Source organism: Agrobacterium sp. DE0009, from assembly GCF_007680755.1.
Classification (GTDB): Bacteria; Pseudomonadota; Alphaproteobacteria; order Rhizobiales; family Rhizobiaceae; genus Agrobacterium; species Agrobacterium tumefaciens_B.
This window is the reverse complement of the sequence record NZ_VEIU01000005.1, coordinates 106,854-133,777: the sequence shown is the minus strand read 5'-3', so window position 1 is coordinate 133,777 and position 26,924 is coordinate 106,854. Positions and strand designations below refer to the sequence as shown.

Genomic DNA, 26,924 nt, shown 5'->3' with positions numbered 1-26,924 from the left:
AAGCCCTTTAGATTCAGCGCTTGCATCCCGTCGCGACCGGTGGCATGGAACTATTGATGGTCTGGGGCATTAGCTTCCCTCGGATGTAGCGCGCGCCCCTTGGCGTGCGTTGCCGTTCAGGTCATCAGCGGGGGAATATCGGACTTTGCGCGAACAATCTTCGCTGTATGAGCGTGCGCGACTTCCAGAGGGAACGGCAGGGCCGGGCCACTCGATCCAGTTAATCTTGCGCCACACACCCTTCTCTGCTGAAGCCATCCGTGCCCTGTCCCGGCCTTTAAATGGTTTCGCCCGGTTCACCGAAGGTTCAGGATAGGTCATAAATATAGCGTGGCCCGTTTCGTGTGTGTTCCCACCACGGACGAAATGCCGGTCAAGTCGAACAAGTATCCCTTAAGTTCAGAATACGAGCCCGATGTCATTTCATATCACCCCGACCGCCGCCGCCCGTGATTCCGAGACGAAGCAGATCGATCATAACGATTCGATCCGCGCGTCCTACATGACGATCGAGGAACTGCATGATGCCGGTGCCGCGCTGTCGCGCGATGGCGCAGACAGCCTCCCCGGTTTCATGGCGTTCGATTTCTTCGAGCGACATCGTGAAAACGAGAAGGAAATCCTGCGGGTCTATCGGACCACGGCCGTCGACGCGGAGAACGGGGCGACGATTACGCCGGCGGCGGAGTGGCTGCTGGACAACCATTACGTCATCGAAGAAGCGATCCAGGAGGTGCGCCGCGATTTTCCGCGCAAATTCTATCGTCAGCTGCCGACAATGACAGTGGGCGGGGTGACGATTCCGCGGGTCATGGCGCTCGGCTGGCTCTATGTCGCCCATACCCACAGCACGGTGTCGCGCGAAAACATGACGGCTCTGGTTGATGGCTACCAGACATCGAAGACGCTTCAGATCGGCGAGTTGTGGGCGCTGCCCTCCATCATCCGGTTCGTCCTCATCGAAAATCTTCGCCGTATCTCGATCCGCGTTGAACGCTCGCGCCGCATGCGCCAGAAGGCGAATGAGGTGGTGGACGAGATCATCCGGCTGAACGATGCCGAAGCGTCGGCGGCACTTTTGAAACAGGTCGATTCGCTGGTCGATGATCCGACTTTCGCGACGCAGTTCCTCTATCGTCTCCGCAACGGTTCGCAGACCTCTGGCTTCGCCGTCGCGTGGCTCGAAGAGCGTCTGCATGCCGCTGGCACCGATGCTGAAAACGTCATGATGTCGGAACATAACCGTCTGGCATCCGGCAATGTGACGATGGGCAATATCGTCAAGAGCTTGCGTGAAATCGACGATACAGAGTGGTCGGTCTGGTTCGAGGAAGTCAGCCATATCGACAAGGTCCTGCGCGAGGAGACCGACTACGAGGTTCTCGATTTCGGTTCGCGCAACACCTACCGCAACACCATCGAGCTTCTGGCCCGCCGCTCCCCCAAGAGCGAAGTCGAGGTGGCGCGCGCTGCCGTTGAGATGGCGCGGGCGGATACGCCCGAAGGCGCCGACGACAAACATCGCGTCAACGTCGGTTCTGTGCTCGTCGGCCAACGCCGCTTCGAGCTTGAAAAGGCTTTGGCCTATCGGCCGCTGGTGTCGCAGCACATCGTCCGCGCCATGCGCAAGTTCAACTGGCTGGCAATCGCGGCGCCTGTGCTGCTGATTACCGCCCTTGCCATGCTCGCCGTCGGCTGGTTCCTGGCCAATGCCGGAATGCCCTGGTATGTCGTCACCGCTTTCCTGCTGATGTTTGCCCTACCGGCATCGGAAGGTGCGACCGGCCTTTTCAACACACTCGTCACCTTCTTCGTCAAACCCTTCCGCCTGGTCGGGTACGAGTTCAAGAGCGGCATTCCCGAGGATGCCCGCACGCTCGTCGCCGTGCCGTGCATGCTGACCAGCCGCGATAGTGTCGATGAGATGATGCGCAATATCGAGGTGCATTATCTCGCCAATCCGCATGGGGAGATTTACTTCTCGCTGGTGAGCGACTGGCGCGATGCTCAGTACGAGCAGTCAGACGACGATATCGAGATCCTCGACTATGCCAAGCGCGAGCTTGCGACGCTGAACAGCCGCTATGCCTTTGACGGCAAGACCCGTTTTTACCTGCTGCACCGCCGCCGTATCTACAATCCGGCGGAAGGCTGCTGGATGGGTTGGGAGCGCAAGCGCGGCAAGCTGCACGAGCTGAACATGCTGTTGCGCGGTGACAAGGACACGACGTTCCTCAGCGGCGCGAACGTCGTGCCGGAAGGTGTCAAATATGTCATGACGCTGGACGCCGATACGCGCCTGATGCGCGATGCGGTGACAAAGCTTGTGGGCAAGATGCACCACCCGATCAACCGCCCGAAGATCGATCCGGTATCGGGCCGTGTCGTCGAAGGTTACGGCCTGCTGCAGCCGCGCGTCACACCGTCGCTCACAACAGGCAAGGACGCGTCCGTCTTTCAGCGTGTCTTCTCGATCAACCGTGGTATCGATCCTTACGTCTTCACGGTTTCTGACGTTTACCAGGATCTCACCTCGGAAGGCACCTTCACCGGCAAGGGTCTTTACGATGTGGATGCGTTCGAAGCGGCTCTGAAGGGCCGTATCGAAGAAAACGCGATCCTCAGCCACGACCTGCTCGAAGGCTCCTTTGCACGTTGCGCGCTGGTGACCGATGTGGAGCTGGTAGAGGACTTCCCGACCCGCTACGAAGTCGAAGTGTCGCGCCAGCATCGCTGGGCGCGTGGCGACTGGCAGCTCCTGCCGTTTATTCTGGACAGCGCCCGTGGCGTGACTGCGATCGGTCGGTGGAAGATGGTCGACAATCTGCGTCGCTCTCTCACGCCGATCGCCTGGTTCTTCGCGTCGATCCTCGGCTGGTATTTCATGGACCCGCTGGGCGCGCTGATCTGGCAGATCCTGCTGATCTTCTCGTTGTTCGTAGCGCCGACGCTCTCGCTGCTTTCCGGCCTCGTGCCGCGTTCGACCGATATCGTTCCGCAGGCGCATTTCCACACCATCTGGTCGGAAATCAGGGCGACCAATGCACAGGTTGCGCTGCGTATCGTCTTCATTGCCGATGCCGCCTGCATGATGACGGACGCTATTGCCCGTTCGCTTTACCGTCTGCTTGTCAGCCATAAGCTGATGCTGGAGTGGCGCACGGCCGCCAGCATGCAGTCCAGCGCGCAGGGAAGCATCATCGACTACTATCGCCAGATGTGGCATGCGCCTGTGGTCGCGATGCTCGGCCTGCTGTTTGCAGCGCTGCCGGGCGACAATGCCTTCCTGATCGGTATTCCCTTCACAGTCCTGTGGGTCCTGTCACCGGCCGTCGCCTGGTATGTCAGCCAGTCGGCGGAGACCGAGGACCGGCTGTTCGTTTCCGAGCACGTCTCCTTTGAGTTGCGCAAGATTGCCCGCCGCACATGGCGCTATTACGAGACTTTCGTAACGCCGCAGGAAAACCATCTGCCGCCTGACAATTTCCAGGAAACGCCGGAGCCGATCGTCGCTTCGCGCACCTCGCCCACCAATATCGGCGTCTATCTTCTGTCCGTCATTTCGGCGCGCCAGTTCGGCTGGATCAGCTTTGCCGATACGCTGGAGCGGATCGAAAACACGATCCAGACCGTCGAGAAGATGGAAAAATATCGTGGCCATCTCTACAACTGGTATCACACAGACACGTTGCAGACGCTTGGACCGCGCTATGTTTCGGCGGTGGATAGCGGCAACCTCGCCGGCCACCTGATAGCGGTATCGTCCGCCTGCCGTGACTGGGCGGAAGCGCCTTCCGCGCATCTGCAGGGCAATCTGGATGGCATTGGCGATGTTGCCGGCATCCTGCGCGAAACGCTGAACGCCCTGCCCGACAACCGCAAGACCCTGCGTCCGCTGCACCGGCGTCTCGAAGAACGTATCATCGGCTTTTCCAATGCGCTGGCTTCCGTCAAGCGGGAGCATGAATTCGCCTCGATCCGCGTCATCAATCTCGCCGTGCTGGCGCGCGACATCCAGAAGCTCGCCACCAATGTGGACCACGAGGTAAATTCGACGCAAAGTGCAGAAGTGACGCGCTGGGCGCAATTGCTGGTGGAATGCTGTGAGGCGCATATTTCCGATAGCGCCATCGACCTCACCAACATGGAGCCGCTGCGCCAGCGTCTTGCGTCGCTACGCGACCGCAGCCGCGATCTCGCCTTCTCGATGGATTTCACCTTCCTTTACCGGAAGGATCGTCGACTTCTGTCAATTGGCTACCGCGTCGAGAGCAAGGAGCTGGATGAGGCCTGCTACGATCTTCTGGCGTCGGAATGCCGCCTGACCAGCTTGTTCGCCATTGCCAAGGGCGACCTGCCGACAGAGCACTGGTATCGTCTCGGCCGTCAGGTCGTGCCGATCGGTGCGCAGGGCGCGCTGGTGTCCTGGTCTGGCTCGATGTTCGAATATCTGATGCCGCCGCTCGTCATGCAGGAGCGTCAGGGCGGCATTCTCAACCAGACCAACAATTTGATCGTCAAGGAACAGATGAACCATGGCCGCCGTCTCGGCACGCCATGGGGCATTTCCGAAGCAGCGTTCAACGCCCGCGATCACAACATGAACTACCAGTACACCAACTTCGGTGTGCCGACCCTTGGCCTGAAGCGTGGGCTTGGCCAAAACGCGGTCATCGCCCCCTATGCCTCGATTCTGGCCAGCCAGTACGATCCTGATGGCGCGCTGGAAAACCTGGAAAAGCTGCGCAAGCTTGGCGCACTTGGCCAGTACGGTTTCCACGATGCGGTGGATTTCACGCCGACACGCGTTCCGGACGGTAAGGTCTGCGCGGTGGTTTACAATTATTATGCCCACCACCATGGCATGTCGATTGCGGCTGTAGCCAACGTTGCCTTCGATGGAATGCTGCGCGAACTCTTCCATTCCGATCCGGTGATCGAGGCGGCCGAGTTGCTGCTGCAGGAAAAAGCACCACGCGAAGTGCCCGTTATGAGCGCCAAATACGAGCCGGAAACCCCCGGCAAGGAACAGGCGGATCTGCTGCGCGCCGAAGTACGCACCATTGCCGATCCCGCCGTGCGTGACCGCGAGGTGGTGTTCCTTTCGAACGGCCATTATTCCACCATGCTCACCGCGACAGGTGCAGGTTACTCGAAATGGAACGGGCAGGCGATTTCCCGCTGGAAGGCCGATCCGACAGAAGATCGCTGGGGAACGTTTATCTTCCTGCGCGACACAACGAACGGACAATGGTGGAGTGCGACGGCTGAACCACGCGTGGCGGAAGGTGAAAAGACGAAGACCGTCTTCACCGACGACAAGGCCGAGTTTCACAAGACCATCGGCGACCTGCAGAGCGTCGTCGAATGCATCGTCGCAACCGAACACGATGCCGAGGGGCGCCGGATCACCCTGCTGAACGTGGGTTCGGAGGATCGCTACATTGAAGTGACCTCCTACATGGAGCCGGTCATCGCGTCTGAAGACGATGACAATGCCCATCCGCTCTTCTCTCGGATGTTCGTCCAGACGGAAATTGGACGTCGCGGCGATGTCATTCGCGCCTGGCGTAACCGTCGCAGCCCGAACGAACCGGGTACCATGATCGCGCATCTGGCCGCCGATAATGCCGGCCCGTCGCGGCCGACTGAATTCGAGACCGACCGTGCCAAATTCATTGGCCGCGGACGCTCGTTGCGTGAAGCGGCGGCATTCGATGCCGGCGCGACGCTCTCCAGCACGGACGGGTTCACGCTCGATCCCATTCTCTCGCTCCGCCGCACCGTACGCGTGCCGGCTGGCAAGAAGGTGAGCGTGATCTTCTGGACGATCGCCGCCCCGAGCCGTGAGGAAGTCGATAAGGCGATTGACCGTTACCGTCATCCGGATGCCTTCGCCCATGAACTCGTTCATGCCTGGACGCGCACACAGGTGCAGATGCGCCATGTGGGCGTCACCTCGCAGCAGGCGGCCGCCTTCCAGCATCTCGGCCGTTATCTGACCTATCCCGACATGCACCTGCGGGCGGATTCGGAAACGCTGAAGACGGGCTTGGCCTCGCAGCGCGCGCTGTGGCCGCTTGCCATCTCCGGCGATTTCCCGATCTTCAGCCTGCGCATCAATGACGACATGGATATGGATATTGCCCGTGAGGCGCTGAGTGCTCACGAGTATCTGCGGTCGCGTGGCGTGATCTTCGATCTCGTTATCGTCAATGAGCGGGCTGCATCCTACGCACAGGACATGCAGCACGCTCTGGATCATATTTCCGAGGCGCAGCGCCGCATCAATCCTGCCGATGGCGGTCGCCCGCACGTCTTCTCGGTCCGCCGCGACCTGATGGACGAAGAGACGTGGAACGCGCTTCTTGCCGCGTCCCGCGTCGTGCTGCACGTTCGCAACGGCAAGATCGTTGACCAGATCAACCGTGCCGTGTCGCTGTTTGCGGCGCATCGCGGTCCTGACGGCACCGGCGATGCTGCGCAGGCTCGTCTCCCTATGCCGGCCTTCCCGGTCGCGGAGCCGGTCGAAGATGCTGACGATCTCGATTTCTGGAACGGTTTTGGCGGCTTTTCCAGAGACGGGCGGGAATATGTTGTGCGCCTGCACGGTGGCCAGTCCACGCCGCACCCATGGATCAATGTCATCTCGAACGAGAACTTCGGTTTCCATATTTCGACCGAAGGCGCCGGCTTCAGCTGGAGCCGCAATTCCCGCGATTATCAGCTGACGCCATGGAGCAATGATCCGGTCATCAACCGGCCCGGTGAGGCATTCTATGTCGCTGACGTGGAGACGGGAAAGCTCTATACGCCCTGCGCCGCGCTCTCGCGCGATCCGGAAGCGCTGTTCGAAACCCGTCATGGCCTCGGCTACTCGGTGTTAACTGGCACGGCCGATACGCTGGAGGTGGAACTGACCCAAACGGTTGACCGGGAAAAGCCGGTCAAGTTCTCGCAGGTCATCGTTCGCAACAAGGGCTCGAAAAACCGCCGCCTGAAAGTGTATGCTTACGTGGAATGGGTGCTGGGAACCAACGGTCAGAAATCTGCGCCGTTCATCCTCAGCAGGCACGACGCCGGCAGCAATGCGATCTTTGCATCGAACCCCTACAGCATTGATTACAGCGATCGCACGGCGTTCCTCACGCTTGACAGCGAGGCGAGCGGTTTCACGACCAGCCGCCGGGAATTCATCGGCCGCTTCGGCTCCGCACAGGCTCCGCAGGGCATCGTGTCGGGAGCGGCGCTGAGCGGTAGCACCGAAGTCGACGGTGACCCCTGTGCAGCGTTGATGCAGGAGATCCACCTGAAGCCCGGCGAAGAACGGCATATGACCTTCATTCTCGGCGATGCCGATACTGCAGGGGAAGCCGAAGCGCTGGTAAAGGACGTTCGCCAGGCGGACTTTCAGGCGGTGCTCGAAGAGAACAAGGCGTTCTGGACGGGCTTTACCGGGCAGTTGCAAGTGTCCACACCGGACGCCGGCTTCAACCACATGGTCAATAGCTGGCTGCCATATCAGGCGCTCGCCTGCCGTATCCTAGCCCGCACGGCCTTCTATCAGTCGAGCGGCGCCTTTGGCTTCCGCGACCAGTTGCAGGACACGCTGGCGTTCCTGCTGTACCAGCCGGATCTCGCCCGCAAGCAGATCCTGCGTGCGGCTGGCCGGCAGTTCCCGGAGGGTGACGTCCAGCATTGGTGGCTGCCGCTGACGGGGGCGGGCGTTCGTACGACGATTTCTGACGACGTTGTCTGGCTCGCCTATGCGATCAACCAGTATGTTTCCGCGACCGGCGATGTTGCCATCCTCGATGAAAGCATTCCCTTCCTGAAAGGGCCTGCGCTGATGCCTGGCCAGCACGATGCCTTCTTCCAGCCGGAAACCAGCGACAAATCCGCGACGCTGTACGAACATGCTGCGCTCGCGCTTGATCTCGCCATTCACCGGACGGGGGAAAACGGTCTGCCGCTGATCCTTGGCGGTGACTGGAACGACGGGATGAACCGGGTGGGCGTCGGTGGCAAGGGCACCAGTGTCTGGCTTGGCTGGTTCCTGGCCGGGGCATTGCGTGATTTCATCGAGATTGCGGAAAAGCGCGGGGACACGGATCGTGTCGGCAAATGGGCATCGCATCGGGAAAAGCTGCGCAATGCGCTGGAAACAGCGGGTTGGGATGGCAGCTATTATCGCCGCGGCTATTTTGATGACGGCACGCCGCTTGGCTCAGCCAGCAGCGAAGAATGCCGGATCGATTCCCTCGGCCAGAGTTGGAGCGTTTTGTCCGGCGAAGGCGAAGAGGGGCGATCCCGCCAGGCGATGGACGCCGTCATGGAACATCTTGTCGATGAAGAGACCGGCATTATCCGCCTCTTCACGCCAGCCTTCTCACGTGCACCGCATGATCCCGGTTATATCAAGGGATATCCGCCGGGCGTGCGCGAAAACGGCGGGCAATATACCCACGCAGCCACCTGGGTGGTGCTTGCGCTCGCCAAACAGGGCAGGGCGCAAGAGGCCTGGAACTGCTTCAAGCTTCTGAACCCGGTCAATCACGCGCTCGATGCGGCCTCATCGGAAACCTACAGGGTCGAGCCCTATGTGGTGACCGCGGATGTTTATGGCGAGGGCGCCTATGCGGGCCGTGGCGGTTGGAGTTGGTATACGGGTTCGGCCGGTTGGCTCTATCGCGCAGCAGTCGAGGGTATTCTCGGCATTACCCGCACCGACGGTAACCTGCATGTCACGCCGTCTCTGCCAGCCGACTGGGACGGTTTCTCGATAAAGGTCACGCTTGACGGTAAGTCGAGAAATATTGCCGTTACACGCAAGACTGGCTCGGAGGACATTACCGTGTCCGTCGACGGAAAAGATCTGGCGGCCGGTGACAAGTTGATACCGTTCGACTGATGCGACAAGCGCATGTCCGCGCTTAATGCTGGGCCTCTGCGGGATGCAGGGGCCCTTTTTTTGTGGTGCCCTCCCGGTCAGCTTCAGGGCGTGGCCGGATAACAGGTCCAGCGCGGCCTCCTTAGACTTTAGAGCTGGAAGGCCCCGCTAAGCAGCACGTGAGCCAAGATCAGTGAACTGCATGGCGAGGTCACGATATTCACGCTCTCCTTTCACAAGCCGGGTCCTCGCGAGTGCGTCCTCGCCTCACCCGTTTTGCGGGCGAAGCGGACCTGCGTGAGCCATTTTGCAATGCCGTCTTTCCGTCCGCGTCCGCGGGGTGGTGACATCTTCGAAAGATCGAAAGAAAGCGATCTTTGTCCTTCAAACACGTCATTCACAGAAGCCGAGGTGCTCACATTTTCGCCCATTCTTTGCCTGGCATTGTCGTGTTGGCAGGCGCGCGCTGGGCATCCTTGTTGGAATTGCACACTTTATCTCGCTGCCGTTTTGTCGGCTTTCGGGAAATTTTCTTCCTATTGGCCTGACGGACTTTTGGCTATCGAATTTGCTGACTGGTGCTCCTTGACCGCAGGCAGCGATGCGTCGCGTAGATAAAGCAGGAATAAAAAAGGGCGGACATCGCTGTCCGCCCCCGCTTTCGCCCTGGTCCAATCCTCAGGAGGCTATCGCCTTCGGCCGGTTTTGCTGGGCTTCGTCTTCCGTCAGCAGGCCGCTGGTGCGCAACAGCGATGTGAAACGTCCGCCGCGCTGGCTGAGTTCATCGAAGGTACCCTTTTCGATAACCCGGCCCTGATCGAGGAACAGCACGAGATCGGCATCACGCACCGTGGAAAGCCGGTGAGCGATGATGAATGTCGTGCGGTTCTTTCTCAGCGCGTCGACAGCGGCTTTCACGCGGGCTTCGGTTTCAACGTCCAGCGCACTGGTTGCTTCGTCCAGAACAAGGATAGGCGCATTCTTGAGGATGGCGCGGGCGATGGCGATACGCTGGCGCTCGCCGCCTGACAGACGGTTGCCGCGCTCGCCGACCTGCGTCAGGTAGCCGTTGATGCGGCTGTCGATGAAGTCCGTCGCTGCTGCGGCTGCTGCCGCCTCCACCACTTCCGCATCGGTGGCGGTCTCCCGGCCGAGGCGAATGTTTTCACGGATCGAGCGGTTCAGCAGGCCGGCATCCTGGAAGACGGTCGCGATGGAATTGCGCAGTGAGTTTTTCGTCACCGTTGAAATATCGGTACCGTCGATCAGGATCTGGCCGGAATCCGGATCATAGACGCGCTGCAACAGGTTGATGAGCGTGGTCTTACCCGCACCGGTCGGCCCAACGATCGCAATCGTTTCGCCGGCCTTCGCCGTAAACGACACGTCGTGGACGCCCTGCTTGGTATTGGCGAAACCGAAATTGACGTTGCGGAACTCGACCGTACCGGAGACATTCGACAATTCGCGGGCGTCGCCGGGTTCTTCGCGTTCTTTCACGGAATCTTCCAGAACGAAGAAGTCTTCAAGCTTGGCACGTGCCTCGAAGATCTGCGTCACGAACTGGCGCATCTGGTCGAGACGGCCGATCAGCAGATTGGCGAAACCGATGAAGGCGATCACGTCACCGACGCGGATTTCGCCACTCTTTACCAGCACCGTGCCGATGACGAGGATGATCATCATCGAAACAGTGGAGGCCGTGCGGTTCAGCGCACTGGCGAAGGCCCACCAGTCGAGCACCGGATATTGAGCGCTCAGCAGCTTTTCCGTGAAGGACTTCAGAGCCTTCGTTTCCGCCTCAATGCGGTTGTAGCTGTGCAGGACCGAAACGTTGCTGATGGAATCGCTGACATGGGCAAAAACGCTGTGATAGTGTTCTTCCACGGAGGCCTGGCCGTCCTTGGTGCGGCTCATCACCCACTTGCCGATGAACCAGTAGACGATGCCGAGGCCGATCAGCACGAAGCTGAGGCGCAGGTCCATGGACATGGCGGTCGGCACGAGCAGCACCAGCGCGACGAAGGTCGCAAGGTGCGTGCGCATGAATTCGAGCCAGAGGCCGAAGAGCGTTTCGCTTGCGCGCAGCAGGGTATGCAGCGCATTGGACGTGCCACGCTGATGATGCCAGGAAAGCGGCATCGAAATAATGCGGCCGAAGGCTTCCGTCAGGAGCGACGCCCGCCTGCCATGGGCAAGCCTGTCCGCCTCGCGGGCAACCGCGACATAGGCCACGGTGTTGAAGACGCCAAAACCCGCCCAGAGGATAAGGATGGACGTGACGTTGGAGCCGGAAGAGATGGCGTCGATGATACGGCCGAACAGCACGGGTTCGGCGATGGTGATCGCTGCAAGAATGACGTTGGCGATGACGACAACAGCCACACGCCATTTATGAACGGTCAGATAGCGCAGGGCGCGCGTGTAAACCTGAAACAGGGTCAAATTTTCAATCCAGTCTGAGCGTCTTTACAAGCGGTTTGGTGTTCGGACCAGAACAAAGCTACTTTAGCAATGTTGCATGGTCCGGCGAATTTTGTGTAATTATCGCTCTTTCAGTCTGAATGGCGGCTTAACAGATCGCGCTCGCTGTTGTTCGCCGCCTGCAGCCGAAGCTTTCACACGGTGCCGTCACAAGATTTCGCATTATCGTTTTAGGGATTGCTAACAACGGTATGTTCAATTTTTGCCGACCGGCGCCCGAGTAACATGACGTCATCGCGGGACTACGTCCTCCGTGTCATCCCATCAAGCCTAGTCCGGACTCTGTGTCTTTATGCAAGATATTTTTCACTTCATCTCTGCGTGTTACCAGGCAGGAAGCGCCGACCGCGTCCGCTCCGAATTTTCGTCGCTCATTCGAGACTATGGCTTCGACTATTTTCTGGTCAGCAAACGGATGACGGGCGAGCTCGCCTCGACCGGTCAGGTGCTTGCGCAGCATTTGCCGGAGGGCTGGCTGGAGGTTTACAGGGCCAAGAAGTACAATCTCGTCGATCCCGTCCGCAAGGTAATCGGCATGGTCCACAAGCCGTTCCAGTGGAAGGACGCGCTGGATGGGCTGCCGCGGGCAATGCATCGCAAAAGGGCAAGCGTTTTCCTGCACGATGCCAGCCGTTACGGCCTGCAGGGAGGCTACGCTTTCCCGGTGCATGGGCGTGCGGGATTCATCGGTGCGGTGTTCATTGGCGGAGAAGATCGGCAATTGTCTTCCCTGCAGGTGGAGCTACTCGATTCCGCCACGCGTGCCGTCTTCTGGCGGCTGCTCGATCTTTCCGGGCAAGGCGAGGGTTTCAGCAACGCACCGGAGGTCTCGGCGCTGGAACTGACGCGACGCGAAATGGAAGTGCTGGCACTGATGGCTGATGGCATGACCTCGACGGAGATCGGCCGTCAGTTGTCGATCTCCAATCATACGGTCGACTGGTATATAAACGGAATCCAGCGACGCTTCAGCGCCAAGAACAGGCAGCACACGGTAGCACTTGCTTTTCGCCATGGTCTGCTGAGTTAACGCAAACAGAACAATTCTCGCCGGAATTGCCCTTTCCAAGACGGGGTTTTGCTGCTTAATTCCGCAGTGCAGCAGAATATTGTTTTGGCGTGTGGGGAGACCGTCTTGAAGATATCGAAAATACTTGTTGCCAACCGTTCCGAAATTGCCATCCGCGTTTTCCGGGCTGCCAATGAGCTTGGAATTAAAACCGTTGCGATCTGGGCGGAAGAGGACAAGCTTTCCTTGCACCGCTTCAAGGCGGATGAATCCTATCAGGTTGGCCGCGGCCCGCATCTCGCCAAGGATATGGGGCCAATCGAGAGCTATCTTTCGATCGAGGAGGTTATCCGTGTCGCCAAGCTCTCGGGGGCCGATGCGATCCATCCCGGCTACGGCCTTCTGTCGGAAAGCCCGGAATTCGTGGAGGCCTGCAACAAGGCCGGCATCACCTTTATCGGACCGACGGCGGACACCATGCGCCAGCTCGGCAACAAGGTTGCTGCCCGCAACCTGGCGATTTCGGTCGATGTTCCCGTCGTTCCCGCAACCGATCCGCTGCCTGATGATATGACGGAAGTGGAGCGCATGGCCGAGGAAATCGGCTATCCCGTGATGCTGAAAGCCTCATGGGGCGGTGGCGGTCGCGGCATGCGCGCCATCCGCAGACGAGAAGACCTTGCCCGCGAGGTGACGGAAGCCAAGCGCGAAGCAAAGGCCGCCTTTGGCAAGGACGAGGTCTATCTGGAAAAGCTGGTCGAGCGCGCGCGCCACGTGGAAAGTCAGATTCTCGGCGATACACATGGCAATGTGGTGCATCTGTTTGAACGCGACTGTTCCATTCAGCGCCGTAACCAGAAGGTCGTCGAACGTGCGCCCGCGCCTTATCTAACCGAAGCGCAGCGGCAGGAACTTGCGTCCTACTCCCTGAAGATTGCGGGTGCCACCAACTATATCGGCGCTGGCACAGTCGAATATCTGATGGATGCCGATACCGGCAAGTTCTACTTCATCGAGGTGAACCCACGCATCCAGGTGGAGCACACGGTCACCGAAGTCGTCACCGGCATCGATATCGTCAAGGCGCAGATTCACATTCTTGAAGGTGCTGCCATCGGCACGGCGGAATCGGGCGTTCCGCGCCAGGAAGACATCCGCCTCAACGGCCATGCGCTGCAGTGCCGTATCACGACGGAAGACCCCGAACACAACTTCATCCCCGATTACGGCCGTATCACCGCCTATCGTTCCGCCTCGGGCTTCGGCATCCGTCTGGACGGCGGCACTTCCTACACGGGCGCCGTCATCACCCGCTATTATGATCCGCTGCTGGTGAAAGTGACGGCCTGGGCGCCGCAGCCGGATGAAGCGATCAGCCGCATGGACCGCGCGCTGCGCGAGTTCCGCATCCGCGGCGTGGCTACCAACCTTACCTTCCTGGAAGCCATTATCGGTCACGACAGCTTCCGCAACAACACCTATACGACGCGTTTCATCGATTCGACGCCGGAGCTATTCGCGCAGGTGAAGCGTCAGGACCGCGCCACCAAGCTTCTCACCTATCTGGCCGATGTGACCGTCAATGGTCACCCGGAAACCAAGGGTCGCGCCAGACCGCCCGAAAAGGCCGCAAAGCCTATCGTGCCTTACATCGATGCGCCGACGCCAGATGGCACCAAGCAGCTGCTGGACAAGCTCGGCCCGAAGGGCTTTGCGGAGTGGATGCGCAATGAAAAGCGCGTTCTGATCACCGATACGACCATGCGTGATGGCCATCAGTCGCTTCTCGCCACCCGCGTTCGCACCCATGATATTGCCCGCGTCGCCAGCGTTTACGCCAAGGCCCTGCCGCAGCTTTTGTCGCTGGAGTGCTGGGGCGGTGCGACCTTCGACGTTTCCATGCGCTTCCTGACGGAAGATCCCTGGGAGCGTCTCGCACTCATTCGCGAAGGCGCGCCGAACCTGCTGTTGCAGATGCTGCTGCGGGGTGCGAATGGCGTCGGTTACAAAAATTACCCCGACAATGTCGTGAAATACTTCGTCCGGCAGGCCGCCAAGGGCGGGGTCGATCTCTTCCGCGTGTTCGACTGCCTGAACTGGGTGGAGAATATGCGGGTTTCAATGGATGCCATCGCCGAAGAGAACAAGCTCTGCGAGGCGACTATCTGCTACACGGGCGATGTACTGAACTCGGCCCGCCCGAAATATGACCTGAAATATTATACCAGTCTTGCCAAGGAGCTGGAGCAGGCCGGCGCGCATATCATCGCCGTCAAGGATATGGCTGGCCTGTTGAAGCCGGCCGCGGCGAAAGTCCTGTTCAAGGCGCTGCGCGAAGAAACGGGCCTGCCCATCCATTTCCACACCCACGATACGTCGGGTATATCGGCGGCGACGGTTCTTGCCGCCGTGGATGCCGGTGTCGACGCCGTCGATGCGGCCATGGACGCCTTCTCCGGCAATACGTCGCAGCCATGTCTTGGCTCGATCGTGGAGGCGCTCGCAGGATCTGAACGCGATACCGGCCTCGATCCCGAATGGATCCGCCGCATTTCCTTCTATTGGGAGGCCGTGCGCAATCAGTATGCCGCCTTCGAGAGCGATCTCAAGGGACCGGCCTCGGAAGTCTATCTGCATGAAATGCCGGGCGGCCAGTTCACCAACCTCAAGGAACAGGCGCGTTCGCTGGGCCTCGAAAGCCGGTGGCACGAAGTGGCGCAAGCCTATGCCGATGCGAACAGGATGTTCGGTGATATCGTCAAGGTGACGCCGTCCTCCAAGGTCGTCGGTGACATGGCGCTGATGATGGTGAGCCAGGACCTGACGGTCGCGGATGTCGAAAATCCCGACCGTGAAGTATCCTTCCCGGACTCTGTCGTGTCGATGCTGAAGGGCGATCTCGGACAGTCGCCCGGCGGATGGCCGGCGGCCCTGCAGAAAAAGGCGTTGAAGGGTGACGAGCCCTATACGGTTCGTCCTGGCTCGCTTTTGCCCGACGCCGACCTGGATGCGGAGCGCAAGGCAATCGAGACAAAACTGGAGCGCAAGGTCGACGACTTCGAGTTTGCATCCTACCTGATGTATCCGAAGGTCTTCACCGACTTCGCTCTGGCAGCAGAAACCTACGGCCCTGTCTCCGTTCTGCCTACCCATGCCTATTTCTACGGCATGGAGGATGGTGAAGAGCTGTTTGCCGATATTGAACGCGGCAAGACGCTTGTTATCGTCAATCAAGCCTCGTCCGGCACGGATGACAAGGGCATGGTCACGGTGTTTTTCGAGATCAACGGCCAACCGCGCCGTATCAAAGTGCCGGATCGCGCTCATGGCGCTTCCGGCTCTGCCGCGCGCCGCAAGGCCGAACCGGGAAGCGCGTCGCATGTTGGCGCGCCAATGCCGGGTGTCATCAGCCGGGTCTTCGTCAACCAGGGTCAGGAGGTCAAGGCCGGCGACGTGCTGCTTTCTATCGAGGCCATGAAGATGGAAACCGCGCTGCATGCCGAACGCGACGGCAAGATCGCCGAAGTCTTGGTACGACCAGGCGACCAGATCGACGCGAAGGACTTGTTGATCGCTTACGCCGAATAACGGCGTAACTCCTCCCGGGAACAGACTCGTAGACGCCCGCCTTCTCGGCGGGCGTTTTTTATTGCGCTACGGCAGAAACTTGTTTATGCATGTTCTTACACGTTTGTTCCCGTTTATGCATGAGTTTTCATGAGCGACCATTTTGTCAGTGAGCGGCAGGCGCTTATCCTCGAGCAGTTGCGGCAAAGCGGCCGGGTTCTCGCGCAGGATCTGGCGCAAAACTTCGGCGTTTCCGAAGATACCGTGCGCCGCGATCTGCGCGAAATGGCAGCGCGCGGGGAATGTCATCGGGTTTACGGTGGAGCGTTGCTCTCGGACAGCAAGACGGTTCCGTTGAAGACACGGATTGCCGAGGATGAGGACCGGAAGGCGCTGCTGGCGCGGTCCGTGCTGCCGCTGCTTGAGCCGGGGAAGGTCGTCTTCATCGATGCGGGTTCCACCAATCTTGCCATTGCCCGCGCGATCCCGGCCGGTCTCAACCTGACCGTGGTGACGAATACCCCGGCCATCGCTGCCGAACTGACGGGGCGTGCCGATATTGATCTCGTGCTGATTGGCGGCAAGGTCGATGCGGCCGTTGGTGCTGCAATCGACGCCATGGCATTGCGGCAGCTGGAGTTGATGCGGCCGGATCTGTGTGTTCTCGGTGTCTGCGGCGCTGCTGCCGAGACCGGGCTTTCGGCGGATGTTTTCGAGGACGCGGTGTTCAAGCGGCTTGCCTGCAGCGCCAGCCAGCGGATCGTCGCCGCGATTACCACGGAAAAGCTCGGCCATAAGGCTGCTTTTCACGTGCATGATTTTTCCCCGCCTCTTAGCCTCGTGCTCGAACAGGATGCCGACCGCGCCATGGTCGAGACGCTGCGTGCAAAAGGCGTCGAGGTTGATTGCGGCGCGAGTGACGCTGTGCGATTTCCACTGGTCAAGTCTAAAGGATAGTGCCGATGAATGGCCCTACGACATTTTCGCCGACGGCCAAGCGCTCGTCTTATTTGACAAGGCACAGGCTGGGCGTTTCCCTGCTGTTCCTGATGAACGGCTTCATGATGGGATCATGGGCGCCCAAAATTCCGGAATTCGCGGCGCGGCTTTCGTTGAGCGAAAGCGCGCTCGGCCTCATCATTCTCGTCTTCGGCATCGGCTCGCTTGTCTTCATGCCGATTGCCGGCTCCCAGATCGCCCGTTTTGGCTCAAGGACGGTAAGCCTCGTCACGGCTGCGATCTTCCTGCCGACGTTGCTCTTCATCTCCTGGGCAGGCACGGTCTGGGCCGGCGTGATCGCGGTGTTCCTGTTCGGTGGACTGACCGGGGCTATGGATGTCGCGATGAATGCCAACGCCGTGGCGGTGGAGCGGGATATGCGGCGGGCGATCATGTCGTCCTGTCACGCCTTCTGGAGCCTGGGAGGCCTGATCGGCGCGGGTCTTGGTGGTTACCTCATCACGGCCATCGGTGTGCAGGGACATGCCATTGCGCTTACACTCATCGCGCTTGTGCTTCTGGTCATCGCCTGGCCGCGGGTCCTCGCGGACCGGCCACATCCAGAGGAGGAGCGTCCGAAAGGCGGACTGCCGCTGACGCCGTTGCCCTGGATCATCGGCTTGATGGCCTTGTTCTCGATGATCCCGGAAGGGGCGATTCTTGACTGGGGTGCACTTTATCTGCGCAATGAACTCGGTGCGTCCGTCTCGCAATCCGGTTTCGCTTTTGCGGCCTTCTCAATGACGATGGCGGCGATGCGCTTTGCTGGCGACCTCGTGCGCGATCGCTTTGGCGCCGTCACGACGCTGCGCTTCTGTTCGGCCATGTCGATCCTCGGACTCCTGATTGCCGGTGTTGCGGAAAATTCCACCATCGCCATTATCGGCTTTGCGATTGCAGGCATCGGCATCTCCAATATGGTGCCCATTGCCTTTTCGGCGGCCGGCAACATGCCGGGGTTGGCACCGGGGATTGGTCTTTCGGTCGTCACGACAATGGGTTATTCGGGCATTCTGGTGGCGCCGTCGGCAATCGGCTTCATTGCCGAGCATACCGGCCTCGCCAGTGTTTTCCTGTTCCTGCCGCTTCTGCATGTCGTGGTTCTCCTGCTTTCGCGGCTTGCCCGCCACGCAGATGGTGCGGGCAAGGAATAGGCGTCTCGAATTTTGCCATGATTGCGGTAAAGTAGAAGCTCCCGTGCGTTGGGTGTTGACAAGCAGGCTTGCCTGTTTCACCTCAAATGCCATACCTTGCCGCAAGCTTCAGAGACCGCCATGACGTCACCTGCCGATTACGATCCAAAGCCCCGCCGCGCATCCGTCGCCGTCGCCGTCGGCGGTGTCATCGTCGGTGGCGGGGCCCCCGTCGTCGTGCAGTCGATGACCAACACCGACACGGCGGACATCGACGCCACCGTGCAACAGGTGGCGGCGCTCTTCCGGGCCGGCTCGGAAATCGTGCGCATTACGGTTGATCGTGACGAGAGCGCTGCCGCTGTGCCGAAAATCCGCGAACGGCTCCTGCGCCTTGGGATGGACGTACCTCTTGTCGGCGATTTCCATTATATCGGCCACAAGCTTCTGGCCGATCATCCGGCCTGTGCAGAGGCACTGGCCAAATACCGCATCAATCCCGGCAATGTCGGTTTCAAGGACAAGAAGGATAAGCAGTTCGGCGAAATCGTCGAAATGGCGATCCGTTATGACAAGCCCGTTCGCATCGGCGTGAACTGGGGGTCGCTCGATCAGGAGCTGCTGACGACGCTGATGGACAGGAACAAGGAGCAGGGTTTTCCGCTCTCCGCCCGTCAGGTCACGCGGGAAGCCATCGTTCAGTCGGCACTGATTTCCGCCGAGCTTGCCGAAGAGATCGGCCTGCCGCGCAATCGCATCATCCTGTCGGCCAAAGTCAGTCAGGTTCAGGACCTGATCGCCGTCTATTCGATGCTGTCGGAACGATCCAACCACGCCCTGCATCTGGGCTTGACCGAGGCGGGCATGGGTTCGAAGGGCATCGTCGCCTCTTCCGCCGCCATGGGTTATGTGCTGCAGCATGGCATTGGCGACACGATCCGCGTATCGCTCACGCCCGAGCCGAATGGCGACCGTACCCGTGAGGTGCAGGTGGCTCAGGAATTGCTGCAGGTGATGGGTTTCCGTCAGTTCATTCCAGTCGTTGCGGCATGTCCCGGCTGTGGACGGACCACGTCCACTGTCTTCCAGGAGCTCGCCCAGAACATCCAGAATGACATTCGTAAAAACATGCCGATCTGGCGTGAGAAATATCCCGGTGTCGAGGCGCTCAACGTCGCCGTCATGGGCTGCATCGTCAATGGCCCCGGCGAAAGCAAACACGCCGATATCGGCATTTCGCTGCCCGGCACCGGTGAGAGCCCAGCGGCACCTGTTTTCATCGATGGCGAAAAGGCGCTCACCCTGCGCGGCCCCAACATCGCCGCTGATTTTGAGGCGCTGGTGATCGATTACATCGAAAAGCGTTTTGGCCGGAAAGACGCGGCGGAATAATGCGTAAGCTGCAATGGCCCGAAATCCACTGTCATACCTCCTGAACCTCTCGGAGCATCCAGAAACATGATCAAAAAAATCGCGATCGTCGCCCTTTGCGGCACTTATCTTTCCGCCTGCACCACGACCGATCCCTATACGGGCGAGCAGAAGATGTCGAACACGGCAGGTGGCGCCGGCATCGGTGCCGTTGTTGGTGCTCTCGGTGGTCTTGCTGTCGGCGGTTCGCCGGTCGGTCGCCGCAATGCTGCGCTTATCGGCGCTGGTATCGGTGCGCTCGCAGGTGGTGCGATCGGCAACTACATGGACGGCCAGGAAGCCGAGCTTCGCGCCCAGCTGCAGGGAACCGGCGTTTCGGTGACGCGCCGTGGCGACAGCATCGTTCTCAACATGCCATCGAACATCACCTTCGCGACGGATCAGGATCAGGTCATTCCGCCCTTCTACCCGACGCTCGATTCCGTCGCCATCGTGCTGAACAAGTTCAACCGCACGCTGATCGACATCAACGGCCACACCGATTCCACCGGTAGCCTGCCGCACAACCAGGCGCTTTCGGAGCGTCGCGCGGCGTCAGTCGCAAATTATCTCGGCGCACGCGGTGTCGACCAGCGACGTATCTCGACCCTAGGCTTCGGTCCGTCACAACCGATTGCCTCGAATGCAACGCCCGACGGCCGCGCGCAGAACCGCCGCGTTGAAGTGCTGATTTCGCCGCTAAAGCAATAGGCTAAGGCCGTCACCCCGGACTGTTCCGGGGTGACGTGCACTCAAGTCATTGATCGCTGAAAACTCTTTCCCTGGCGCAAACGCGTATTCGCTGGATGCCGGATCTCGTCCGTCATGACCGAGCAACGTCGCGAAAACCTCGTCAGCTTTTCCGTTCAGCGATGAACTTTGCGGCCGCGGTGAGAATCGCGGCCTTTTCGCCATAGGGGGCCAGGAGTTCGCTCGCTTCGCCCACCTGTTCCTGCAACTTGCGGCGCGCCCATTCTTCGCCGCGCAGGGCCACAAGCGTGCCCTTGCCACGGGCAGCGTCCTTGCCAGTTGCCTTGCCCATGGTGGCGGCGTCGGCAGTCAGGTCCAGCAGGTCATCGGCCAGCTGGAACGCCAAGCCGAGCTTTTCACCGAAGAGGCGCAGTCTTTGCCGTTCGGATAGGTCACTGCCAGCAATCAGCGCGCCAGCCTCGCAGGCAAAGCGCAGCAGGGCGCCCGTTTTCATAGCCTGCAATGTAACCACTCCGGGCTCGTCGGGCGGGTTCTTTTCGGCCGCGAGATCAAGCGCCTGCCCACCTGCCATGCCGCCGATCCCGGCCGCCCGGGCAAGCGAAAGCACAAGCGCGACTTTGCGATCGGGTGAAAGCGGATTTTCGTCCGAGGCGATGATGTCGAAGGCAAGTGTCAACAGGCTGTCACCCGCGAGGATGGCAGTCGCCTCATCAAATTTGCGATGCACGGTCGGCTGGCCGCGGCGCAGGTCATCATCGTCCATGGCTGGCAGGTCATCATGAACAAGCGAGTAGCAATGAAGGCATTCCAACGCGGCGCCGACGTGAAGTGCGGCCTCGGCATCTCCGCCTAGAAGCGCGGCGCTTTCGATGACCAGGAATGGCCGCAGGCGCTTGCCGCCGTTCAGCACGCCATGGCGTATGGCCGCAAGCAGCTTCTCCGGGCGCGTTATCTCGTCCGCGCGGGCTTCGCCGGAAAGCAGTTGCCCGAGCAGGGCCTCGGTCCTCGCCGCATTTTCACGCAGCCGCATTTCGAAATCGATCATCTGAGCGTCCATGCCGCGCTCTTTGGCATGCCGGGCGAGGGCAAGCAACCTTTTCGTGATTCCATGGGAGCAACCTTCCGGCGGACTCGCCTTGAAGGCTGCAATGGACTATGAAGGGCTTCAATTGGTGCGGGGCTTTGACGAATATTGAGCAGTACGCCTGAAAGCGACGCAGATTACGCCGTCTCGGCGCAAGACCGGAGCAGTCCGAAGGTGGATTTTCGCACGTTGGCCAAGCGCATCATCCTGACCTTGCTGGCATTGCTGATCCTGCCGTATCTGCTGATCCCGGTTTATGCGCTGCCATTCATCCGGCCGGTGTCCACGCTGATGCTTGCCGATCTCGCGACTTTTCAAGGTTACGACAGGCGCTGGGTGCCACTCGAGGATATTTCGCCGCGCCTTGTTCAGTCGGTGATGATGTCTGAAGACGGGCAATTCTGTTTCCATGGCGGCGTCGACTGGAACCAGATGCAGTCCGTTGTGACCGATGCGCTGGACGGGGCCTCCACCCGTGGCGCCAGCACCATTCCAATGCAGACGGCCAAGAACCTGTTTTTATGGAATGGACGCTCTTTCCTGCGCAAGGGCCTGGAACTGCCGTTGGCGATCGCGGCTGACTTCGTCTGGTCGAAAAAGCGGATGATGGAAATTTATCTGAACGTCGCGGAGTGGGGGCCGGGCATTTATGGCATCGAGGCCGCAGCCCAGCACCATTTCAAAGTGCCGGCCGCAAAACTCAGTTCCAGGCAGGCAGCACTGCTCGCGGTCTCGCTGCCCAATCCGATCGATCGTGTTGCAAGCAAGCCCGGGCGCGGACTGCAAAGGCTCGCCGGTCTTATTGAACGTCGTGCCCGCGCCTCCGGCAGCTATGTCGGCTGCGTGCTGGATTAAATCGCTCGCGCCGCGTCAGCCTTTCTTGAAAATATAATCCGTTTCCTGACGCAGGGTTTCGCCCGGGCGCAGGATGGCGTTCGGAAAATCCGGATGATTGACGGCGTCAGGCCAGATCTGCGTTTCCAGGCAGAAGCCGGCGAACGGGCCATAACGGCGGCCATCAAGGCCAGGAACCGGAACGTCTAGCTTGAAGGCGGAATAGAACTGCACGCCGGGCTCAGTGGTGTGAACCTCAAGGGCGATGTCGGAGGCTGGAGAATAAGCGCGGGCGACCTTGGACTTGGCGCGACGCTCGGGGGACAGACAGAAATTGTGATCGTAGAGCACCTGTTCGCCGTTTTCCTCGCGTCGCATTGGCGTCGGCTGGCGCAGGTCGAACACCGTCCCGTCCACGGGGCGTATTTCGCCGGTTGGGATCTGCTGCTCGTTTGTCGGAAGATAAAAGTCGGCGGCGATGCTGATCTCGTGGCCGAGGGCCGTATCCGCACCATCGAGATTGAAATAGGAATGCTGGCAGACATTGGCGATGGTGGGTTTGTCGGTCACCGTTTCGTAAACGACCGACAGCACCCCACCATCGAGGATTGTATAGGTGGCCGTAACCGTGCAGTTGCCGGGGTAACCAGCGCGGCCATCGGGGTCGATGATCTGCAGGACCACGTGGCTTTCGCCATGTTCCATCAGCATCCAGTTGCGCTTCCCCATGCCGTCGCTGCCGCCATGCAGGTGGCTTACGCCTTTTTCGTTCAGTTCCAGTTGATAGTCGTGGCCATCGATTGAGAACTTCCCGTTGCCGATGCGATTGGCATTTCGGCCGGGGGTGGCGCCGAAATAGGAGGAATATTTGTAATCCTCGAATTTGTCGAAGCCGAGAACGAGTGGCGGCTGATGACCCTCGAGGCGCAGATCCTGAATGACGGCGCCCCAGGTAATGACCTTCGCCGTAAGGCCACCCTTCGAGATGGTTACCCGTTCGACCTTCTCACCGGTTGCCGTGAAACCGAAATCTTCCCGTGCCGCGCCGTCGCTCATCTCGTCATTCTCCCTGGTGTCGCGAATTGCCGGGCGGACGTTGCGTCATTTTCCGGCAATTCGCAATCCCGCAGTTCAGGCGGCCATCTGTCCGATAGCGTCGAGATCGTAGGGCGTCGTCTGGTATATTTCGTTGATCCAGTTCCCGAAAAACAGGTGGGCATGGCTGCGCCAACGGTTGAGCGGTGCAAGTTCCGGGTCGTTGTGCGGGAAATAATCATGCGGCAGCTTGATTGGCACGCCGGCATGCACGTCGCGGAAATACTCGTCCGAAAGCGATGTCGAATCATATTCGACATGATTGAACATGTAGAGACGATTGCCCGCCTTCTCATGCACCAGGCAAACACCCATTTCCTCCGATTCCATCAGAATTTCGAGATCGGGATGCTTTTCGATATCGGCGCGGCGGACCTCGGTCCAGCGCGAGACCGGAACCTGGAAGTCATCAGAAAAGCCGTTGAGATAGATCGAAGAGGGGCAGAGATTGCGGTGGCGATAGACCCCGAAAGCTTTTTCCTTCAGCTCGTATTTCGGAACCCCGTGGAAGTGATAGATGGCGGCCATCGCGCCCCAGCAGACGTTGAGCGTCGAATGGACATTGGTGCGGGTCCACTCGAAGATCTTCTGCATTTCATTCCAGTAGGTAACGTCCTCATAGTCCAGGAGCTCGATGGGAGCGCCGGTGATGATGAAACCGTCGAACTTGCGGTGACGCACCTCTTCCCACGTCTCGTAGAAGGAGAGGAGATGTTCTTCCGGCGTGTTCTTGGCGCGATGACCGCCGATGCGGACGAGCGAAAGTTCCACCTGCAGCGGCGAGGCGCCGACGAGGCGCGCCATCTGGATTTCCGTCTTGATCTTGTTCGGCATGAGGTTGAGGAGCCCGATCTGGAGCGGACGGATATCCTGCCGGATGGCCGCCGTTTCGGTCATGACCCGCACACCCTCATGAACGAGGGTCTCAAAGGCGGGAAGCGTATCGGGAATCTTGATTGGCATGTCGAACTCTCTTTTCCGGATGACGTAAAGAACGTTGCGAAAACAAAAAAACCGGCAGCGGAAATCGCGACCGGTCTTAGGAAATTGCCCTTTTCCTCGACCCTTTAGCGACTTCTTTAAAGTGGCTGCAAGCCGGTCGGCAAATCACCACTGAGGCGTTTCATAATCCCGAAGCTGGCGAAAATCAATATAGGCGGTTTTATAAGGCTTTCGCCTTTCCATTTTCGGCCGAGGTGCGGTAAGGCAGGGCATGAATAATGCGCGTTTCACAATTCTGCTTGGCGGCGATGTGACGGTTACCAATCGCCTGAAAGAGGCCGTCGCGAATAGCCGCGTGATCGCTGCCGACGGCGGTATGCGCCATGCCGCGCCGCTTGGTTTAACAGCCGAACTGTGGGTGGGCGATTTCGATTCTGCCAATCAGGCGCTGCTCGACGCCTGGCCCGATGTCAAACGGCAGCCGTATCCGGCCGCAAAAGCCGTGACGGATGGGGAGATTGCCGTTTCGGACGCGCTTTCCCGCGGCGCTCGGTCGCTGGTGCTCGTTGGCGCATTGGGCGGCCCACGCAGCGACCATGCACTTCAGCACCTTCTTTATGCGGTGGCGCTTGCCGAGCGTGGTCTTGAAGTGACACTGACATCCGGCGAAGAAGAGGCACGCCCCTTGCTCCCCGGTTCGATGGATATCGATCTGCCGCCCGCTTCGCTGTTCTCTGTTACCGGCTTTACGGCCCTTGAGGGGCTCGATATCGGCAATGTGCGCTATCCGCTGGACGATTTTGCGCTTGCTTTCGGCTCTTCCCGCACTATTTCCAATGTCGCGAATGGCGGGCTCGTGCATTTCTCGCTGAAAAGCGGAAAAGCCATCGTGCTTGCCCGCCCCTATGATCTGACCGGAGCCTGATGCCTTGGCACCCCCAATTCTGAAACTCGATGAGATCAAGCTGACCTTCGGCGTGACCCCGCTGCTCGACGGCGCCAATCTCCAGGTAGAGCCGGGCGACCGCATCTGCCTTGTCGGACGCAATGGCTCGGGCAAGTCCACGCTGATGAAGATTGCCGCGGGTCTCGTCGAGGCGCAGTCGGGCGAGGTGTTCCGGCATCCGGCCGCGACGATCCGTTATCTCGAACAGGCCCCGGACTTTGCCGGTTTCGATACGGTTCAGGCCTATGCCGAAGCGGGGCTCGGGCCCGGCGACGATCCCTATCGCGTCACCTATCTTCTCGAACATCTTGGCCTTACCGGACAGGAAAATCCGGAGAGCCTTTCCGGCGGCGAGGCCCGCCGGGCGGCTCTGGCCCGCGTCATGGCGCCGGAACCCGATATTCTGATGCTGGACGAGCCAACCAACCATCTGGACCTGCCGACCATCGAATGGTTGGAAAGCGAGTTGCAACAGACACGCAGTGCGCTGGTGCTGATTTCGCACGACCGTCGCTTTCTCGAAAAGGTTTCTACCTCTACCGTCTGGCTGGATCGTGGCCAGTCGCGCCGTCTCAACCGAGGCTTTGCCCATTTCGAGGAATGGCGCGACAAGGTGTTGGAAGAAGAAGAGCTGGAGCAGCACAAGCTCGGCAAGGCCATCGAGCGCGAAGAACACTGGATGCGCTACGGTGTGACCGCAAGGCGAAAGCGCAACATGCGTCGCGTCGGCGAGCTTCAGGCAATGCGCGCGGAATATCGCGGCCATAAGGGGCCGCAGGGCTCCGTCCAGGCAACCGTGACGGAGGGTCGCGAGTCCGGCAAGCTCGTCATCGAGGCCGACAGCATCACCAAGGCCTATGGCGAGCGCGTCATCGTCGCGCCGTTTTCCCTGCGCGTCCATCGCGGTGACTGTATCGGTTTCGTGGGCCCCAACGGTGCAGGCAAGACAACGCTTCTGAAGATGCTCACGGGCCAGCTCGAGCCGGATAGCGGCACGGTGAAGCTCGGCACCAATCTGGAGATCGCGACGCTCGACCAGAAGCGCGAGGATCTCAACCCGAACGATACGCTCGCGCATTATCTGACCGATGGCCGCGGGGAAAACCTGCTCGTTAACGGCGAGTTGAAGCATGTGACTGGGTACATGAAAGATTTCCTGTTCCAGCCGGAACAGGCCCGCACGCCCATTCGCAATCTCTCCGGTGGCGAACGCGCGCGCCTCATTCTCGCGCGTATTCTGGCGCGGCCGACCAACCTTCTGATCCTCGACGAGCCCACCAACGATCTCGATATCGAAACGCTCGATCTCTTGCAGGAAATCGTTGCCGGCTTCTCCGGCACGGTCATCCTCGTCAGCCACGATCGCGATTTTCTCGACCGCACCGTGACCTCCACGATCGCGCCCGTTAATCCCGACCAGCCTGACGGGCGCTGGATCGAATATGCCGGCGGCTATTCTGACATGATGGCGCAGCGCAAGGGTGCTGCGGACGAAAAGCGCAAGGCGGAGAAGCAGGAAAAGGCGAAAGCGTCATCTTCCGCCTCGGCATCGCAGGAGCCTGCAAAGACGAAGGGGAAACTCTCCTTCAAGCAGAAATTCGCGCTCGAAAATCTGCCGAAGGAGATGGAGAAGACCCAGGAAGAGATCGCAAAACGGGAACAGCGTATGGCTGACCCGGAACTCTTTGCCAAGGACCAGACGACGTTCAACAAACTGGCGCAGGAAATGGAAAAGCTGCGTGACAAGCTGGAGGCCATGGAAGAGGAATGGCTGGAGCTTGAGATGCTGCGCGAGGAGCTGGAGGGCTGATGCAGCGTAA

General features: G+C 59.8%; 14 protein-coding genes and 1 riboswitch. Of the genes, 10 read left to right on the top strand and 4 right to left on the bottom strand.

From position 1 onward, the window contains the following. Positions 1–415 precede the first annotated feature (415 nt). Positions 416–8,911 carry a GH36-type glycosyl hydrolase domain-containing protein gene (locus tag FS804_RS18035; protein ID WP_144578278.1) on the top strand — a complete coding sequence of 2,832 codons (8,496 nt, stop codon included), beginning with the start codon at positions 416–418 and terminating at the stop codon, positions 8,909–8,911. A 657-nt stretch (positions 8,912–9,568) separates the two neighbouring features. Here the strand turns inward: FS804_RS18035 and FS804_RS18025 are convergent. Then, positions 9,569–11,335, bottom strand: a complete 1,767-nt coding sequence (locus FS804_RS18025) for a glucan ABC transporter ATP-binding protein/ permease (protein ID WP_144578276.1) — start codon at positions 11,333–11,335, stop codon at positions 9,569–9,571. Between the two features lie 331 nt (positions 11,336–11,666). On the opposite strand from FS804_RS18025, the gene FS804_RS18020 reads away from it, so the two are divergent. The 6 genes from FS804_RS18020 to FS804_RS17995 all read left to right on the top strand — a co-directional run bounded on the left by FS804_RS18020 (position 11,667) and on the right by FS804_RS17995 (position 20,203). Further along, positions 11,667–12,404 carry a LuxR family transcriptional regulator gene (locus FS804_RS18020; RefSeq protein WP_144578274.1) on the top strand — a complete coding sequence of 246 codons (738 nt, stop codon included), beginning with the start codon at positions 11,667–11,669 and terminating at the stop codon, positions 12,402–12,404. Between the two features lie 105 nt (positions 12,405–12,509). Beyond that, positions 12,510–15,971 carry a pyruvate carboxylase gene (gene pyc, locus FS804_RS18015; RefSeq protein WP_144578272.1) on the top strand — a complete coding sequence of 1,154 codons (3,462 nt, stop codon included), beginning with the start codon at positions 12,510–12,512 and terminating at the stop codon, positions 15,969–15,971. Positions 15,972–16,100: 129 nt separating this feature from the next. Next, positions 16,101–16,907, top strand: a complete 807-nt coding sequence (locus tag FS804_RS18010) for a DeoR/GlpR family DNA-binding transcription regulator (RefSeq protein ID WP_144578270.1) — start codon at positions 16,101–16,103, stop codon at positions 16,905–16,907. Positions 16,908–16,912: 5 nt separating this feature from the next. Further along, positions 16,913–18,103 (top strand): MFS transporter, encoded by a 1,191-nt coding sequence (locus FS804_RS18005; RefSeq protein WP_063951467.1) that lies wholly within the window; start codon positions 16,913–16,915, stop codon positions 18,101–18,103. 120 nt (positions 18,104–18,223) lie between these two features. Then, positions 18,224–19,474, top strand: a complete 1,251-nt coding sequence (gene ispG / locus FS804_RS18000; RefSeq protein ID WP_144578268.1) for a flavodoxin-dependent (E)-4-hydroxy-3-methylbut-2-enyl-diphosphate synthase — start codon at positions 18,224–18,226, stop codon at positions 19,472–19,474. Positions 19,475–19,540: 66 nt separating this feature from the next. After that, positions 19,541–20,203 carry an OmpA family protein gene (locus FS804_RS17995; RefSeq protein ID WP_063951465.1) on the top strand — a complete coding sequence of 221 codons (663 nt, stop codon included), beginning with the start codon at positions 19,541–19,543 and terminating at the stop codon, positions 20,201–20,203. 142 nt (positions 20,204–20,345) lie between these two features. On the opposite strand, the gene FS804_RS17990 is transcribed toward FS804_RS17995, so the two are convergent. Next, positions 20,346–21,260, bottom strand: a complete 915-nt coding sequence (locus FS804_RS17990) for a polyprenyl synthetase family protein (protein WP_144578266.1) — start codon at positions 21,258–21,260, stop codon at positions 20,346–20,348. Between the two features lie 135 nt (positions 21,261–21,395). Between FS804_RS17990 and mtgA the strand changes: the two genes are divergently transcribed. Then, positions 21,396–22,142 carry a monofunctional biosynthetic peptidoglycan transglycosylase gene (gene mtgA, locus FS804_RS17985; RefSeq protein ID WP_077225177.1) on the top strand — a complete coding sequence of 249 codons (747 nt, stop codon included), beginning with the start codon at positions 21,396–21,398 and terminating at the stop codon, positions 22,140–22,142. Between the two features lie 15 nt (positions 22,143–22,157). On the opposite strand, the gene FS804_RS17980 is transcribed toward mtgA, so the two are convergent. Continuing rightward, on the bottom strand, positions 22,158–23,177 hold the full coding sequence (locus FS804_RS17980; protein ID WP_063951464.1) for an aldose epimerase family protein: 1,020 nt from the start codon (positions 23,175–23,177) through the stop codon (positions 22,158–22,160). Between the two features lie 75 nt (positions 23,178–23,252). After that, complete coding sequence (metA, locus tag FS804_RS17975) at positions 23,253–24,179, bottom strand: homoserine O-succinyltransferase (protein ID WP_063951463.1); 927 nt, start codon at positions 24,177–24,179, stop codon at positions 23,253–23,255. Positions 24,180–24,263: 84 nt separating this feature from the next. Continuing rightward, positions 24,264–24,340, bottom strand: a riboswitch (SAM riboswitch). An 89-nt stretch (positions 24,341–24,429) separates the two neighbouring features. Between metA and FS804_RS17970 the strand changes: the two genes are divergently transcribed. Next, positions 24,430–25,083 (top strand): thiamine diphosphokinase, encoded by a 654-nt coding sequence (locus FS804_RS17970; RefSeq protein WP_144578265.1) that lies wholly within the window; start codon positions 24,430–24,432, stop codon positions 25,081–25,083. Between the two features lie 4 nt (positions 25,084–25,087). Next, positions 25,088–26,914, top strand: coding sequence for an ABC-F family ATP-binding cassette domain-containing protein (locus FS804_RS17965; protein WP_144578263.1), 1,827 nt, complete (start codon positions 25,088–25,090; stop codon positions 26,912–26,914). Positions 26,915–26,924 lie beyond the last annotated feature (10 nt).

Excerpts from the sequence above, each read along its gene's own strand:
- FS804_RS18035 (WP_144578278.1), top strand. The coding sequence starts at position 416 with ATGTCATTTCATATCACCCCGACCGCCGCCGCCCGTGATTCCGAGACG.
- FS804_RS18020 (WP_144578274.1), top strand. The coding sequence starts at position 11,667 with ATGCAAGATATTTTTCACTTCATCTCTGCGTGTTACCAGGCAGGAAGC.
- FS804_RS18010 (WP_144578270.1), top strand. The coding sequence starts at position 16,101 with ATGAGCGACCATTTTGTCAGTGAGCGGCAGGCGCTTATCCTCGAGCAG.
- FS804_RS18005 (WP_063951467.1), top strand. The coding sequence starts at position 16,913 with ATGAATGGCCCTACGACATTTTCGCCGACGGCCAAGCGCTCGTCTTAT.
- ispG (WP_144578268.1), top strand. The coding sequence starts at position 18,224 with ATGACGTCACCTGCCGATTACGATCCAAAGCCCCGCCGCGCATCCGTC.
- FS804_RS17995 (WP_063951465.1), top strand. The coding sequence starts at position 19,541 with ATGATCAAAAAAATCGCGATCGTCGCCCTTTGCGGCACTTATCTTTCC.
- FS804_RS17990 (WP_144578266.1), bottom strand. The coding sequence starts at position 21,260 with ATGGACGCTCAGATGATCGATTTCGAAATGCGGCTGCGTGAAAATGCG.
- FS804_RS17980 (WP_063951464.1), bottom strand. The coding sequence starts at position 23,177 with ATGAGCGACGGCGCGGCACGGGAAGATTTCGGTTTCACGGCAACCGGT.
- metA (WP_063951463.1), bottom strand. The coding sequence starts at position 24,179 with ATGCCAATCAAGATTCCCGATACGCTTCCCGCCTTTGAGACCCTCGTT.
- FS804_RS17970 (WP_144578265.1), top strand. The coding sequence starts at position 24,430 with ATGAATAATGCGCGTTTCACAATTCTGCTTGGCGGCGATGTGACGGTT.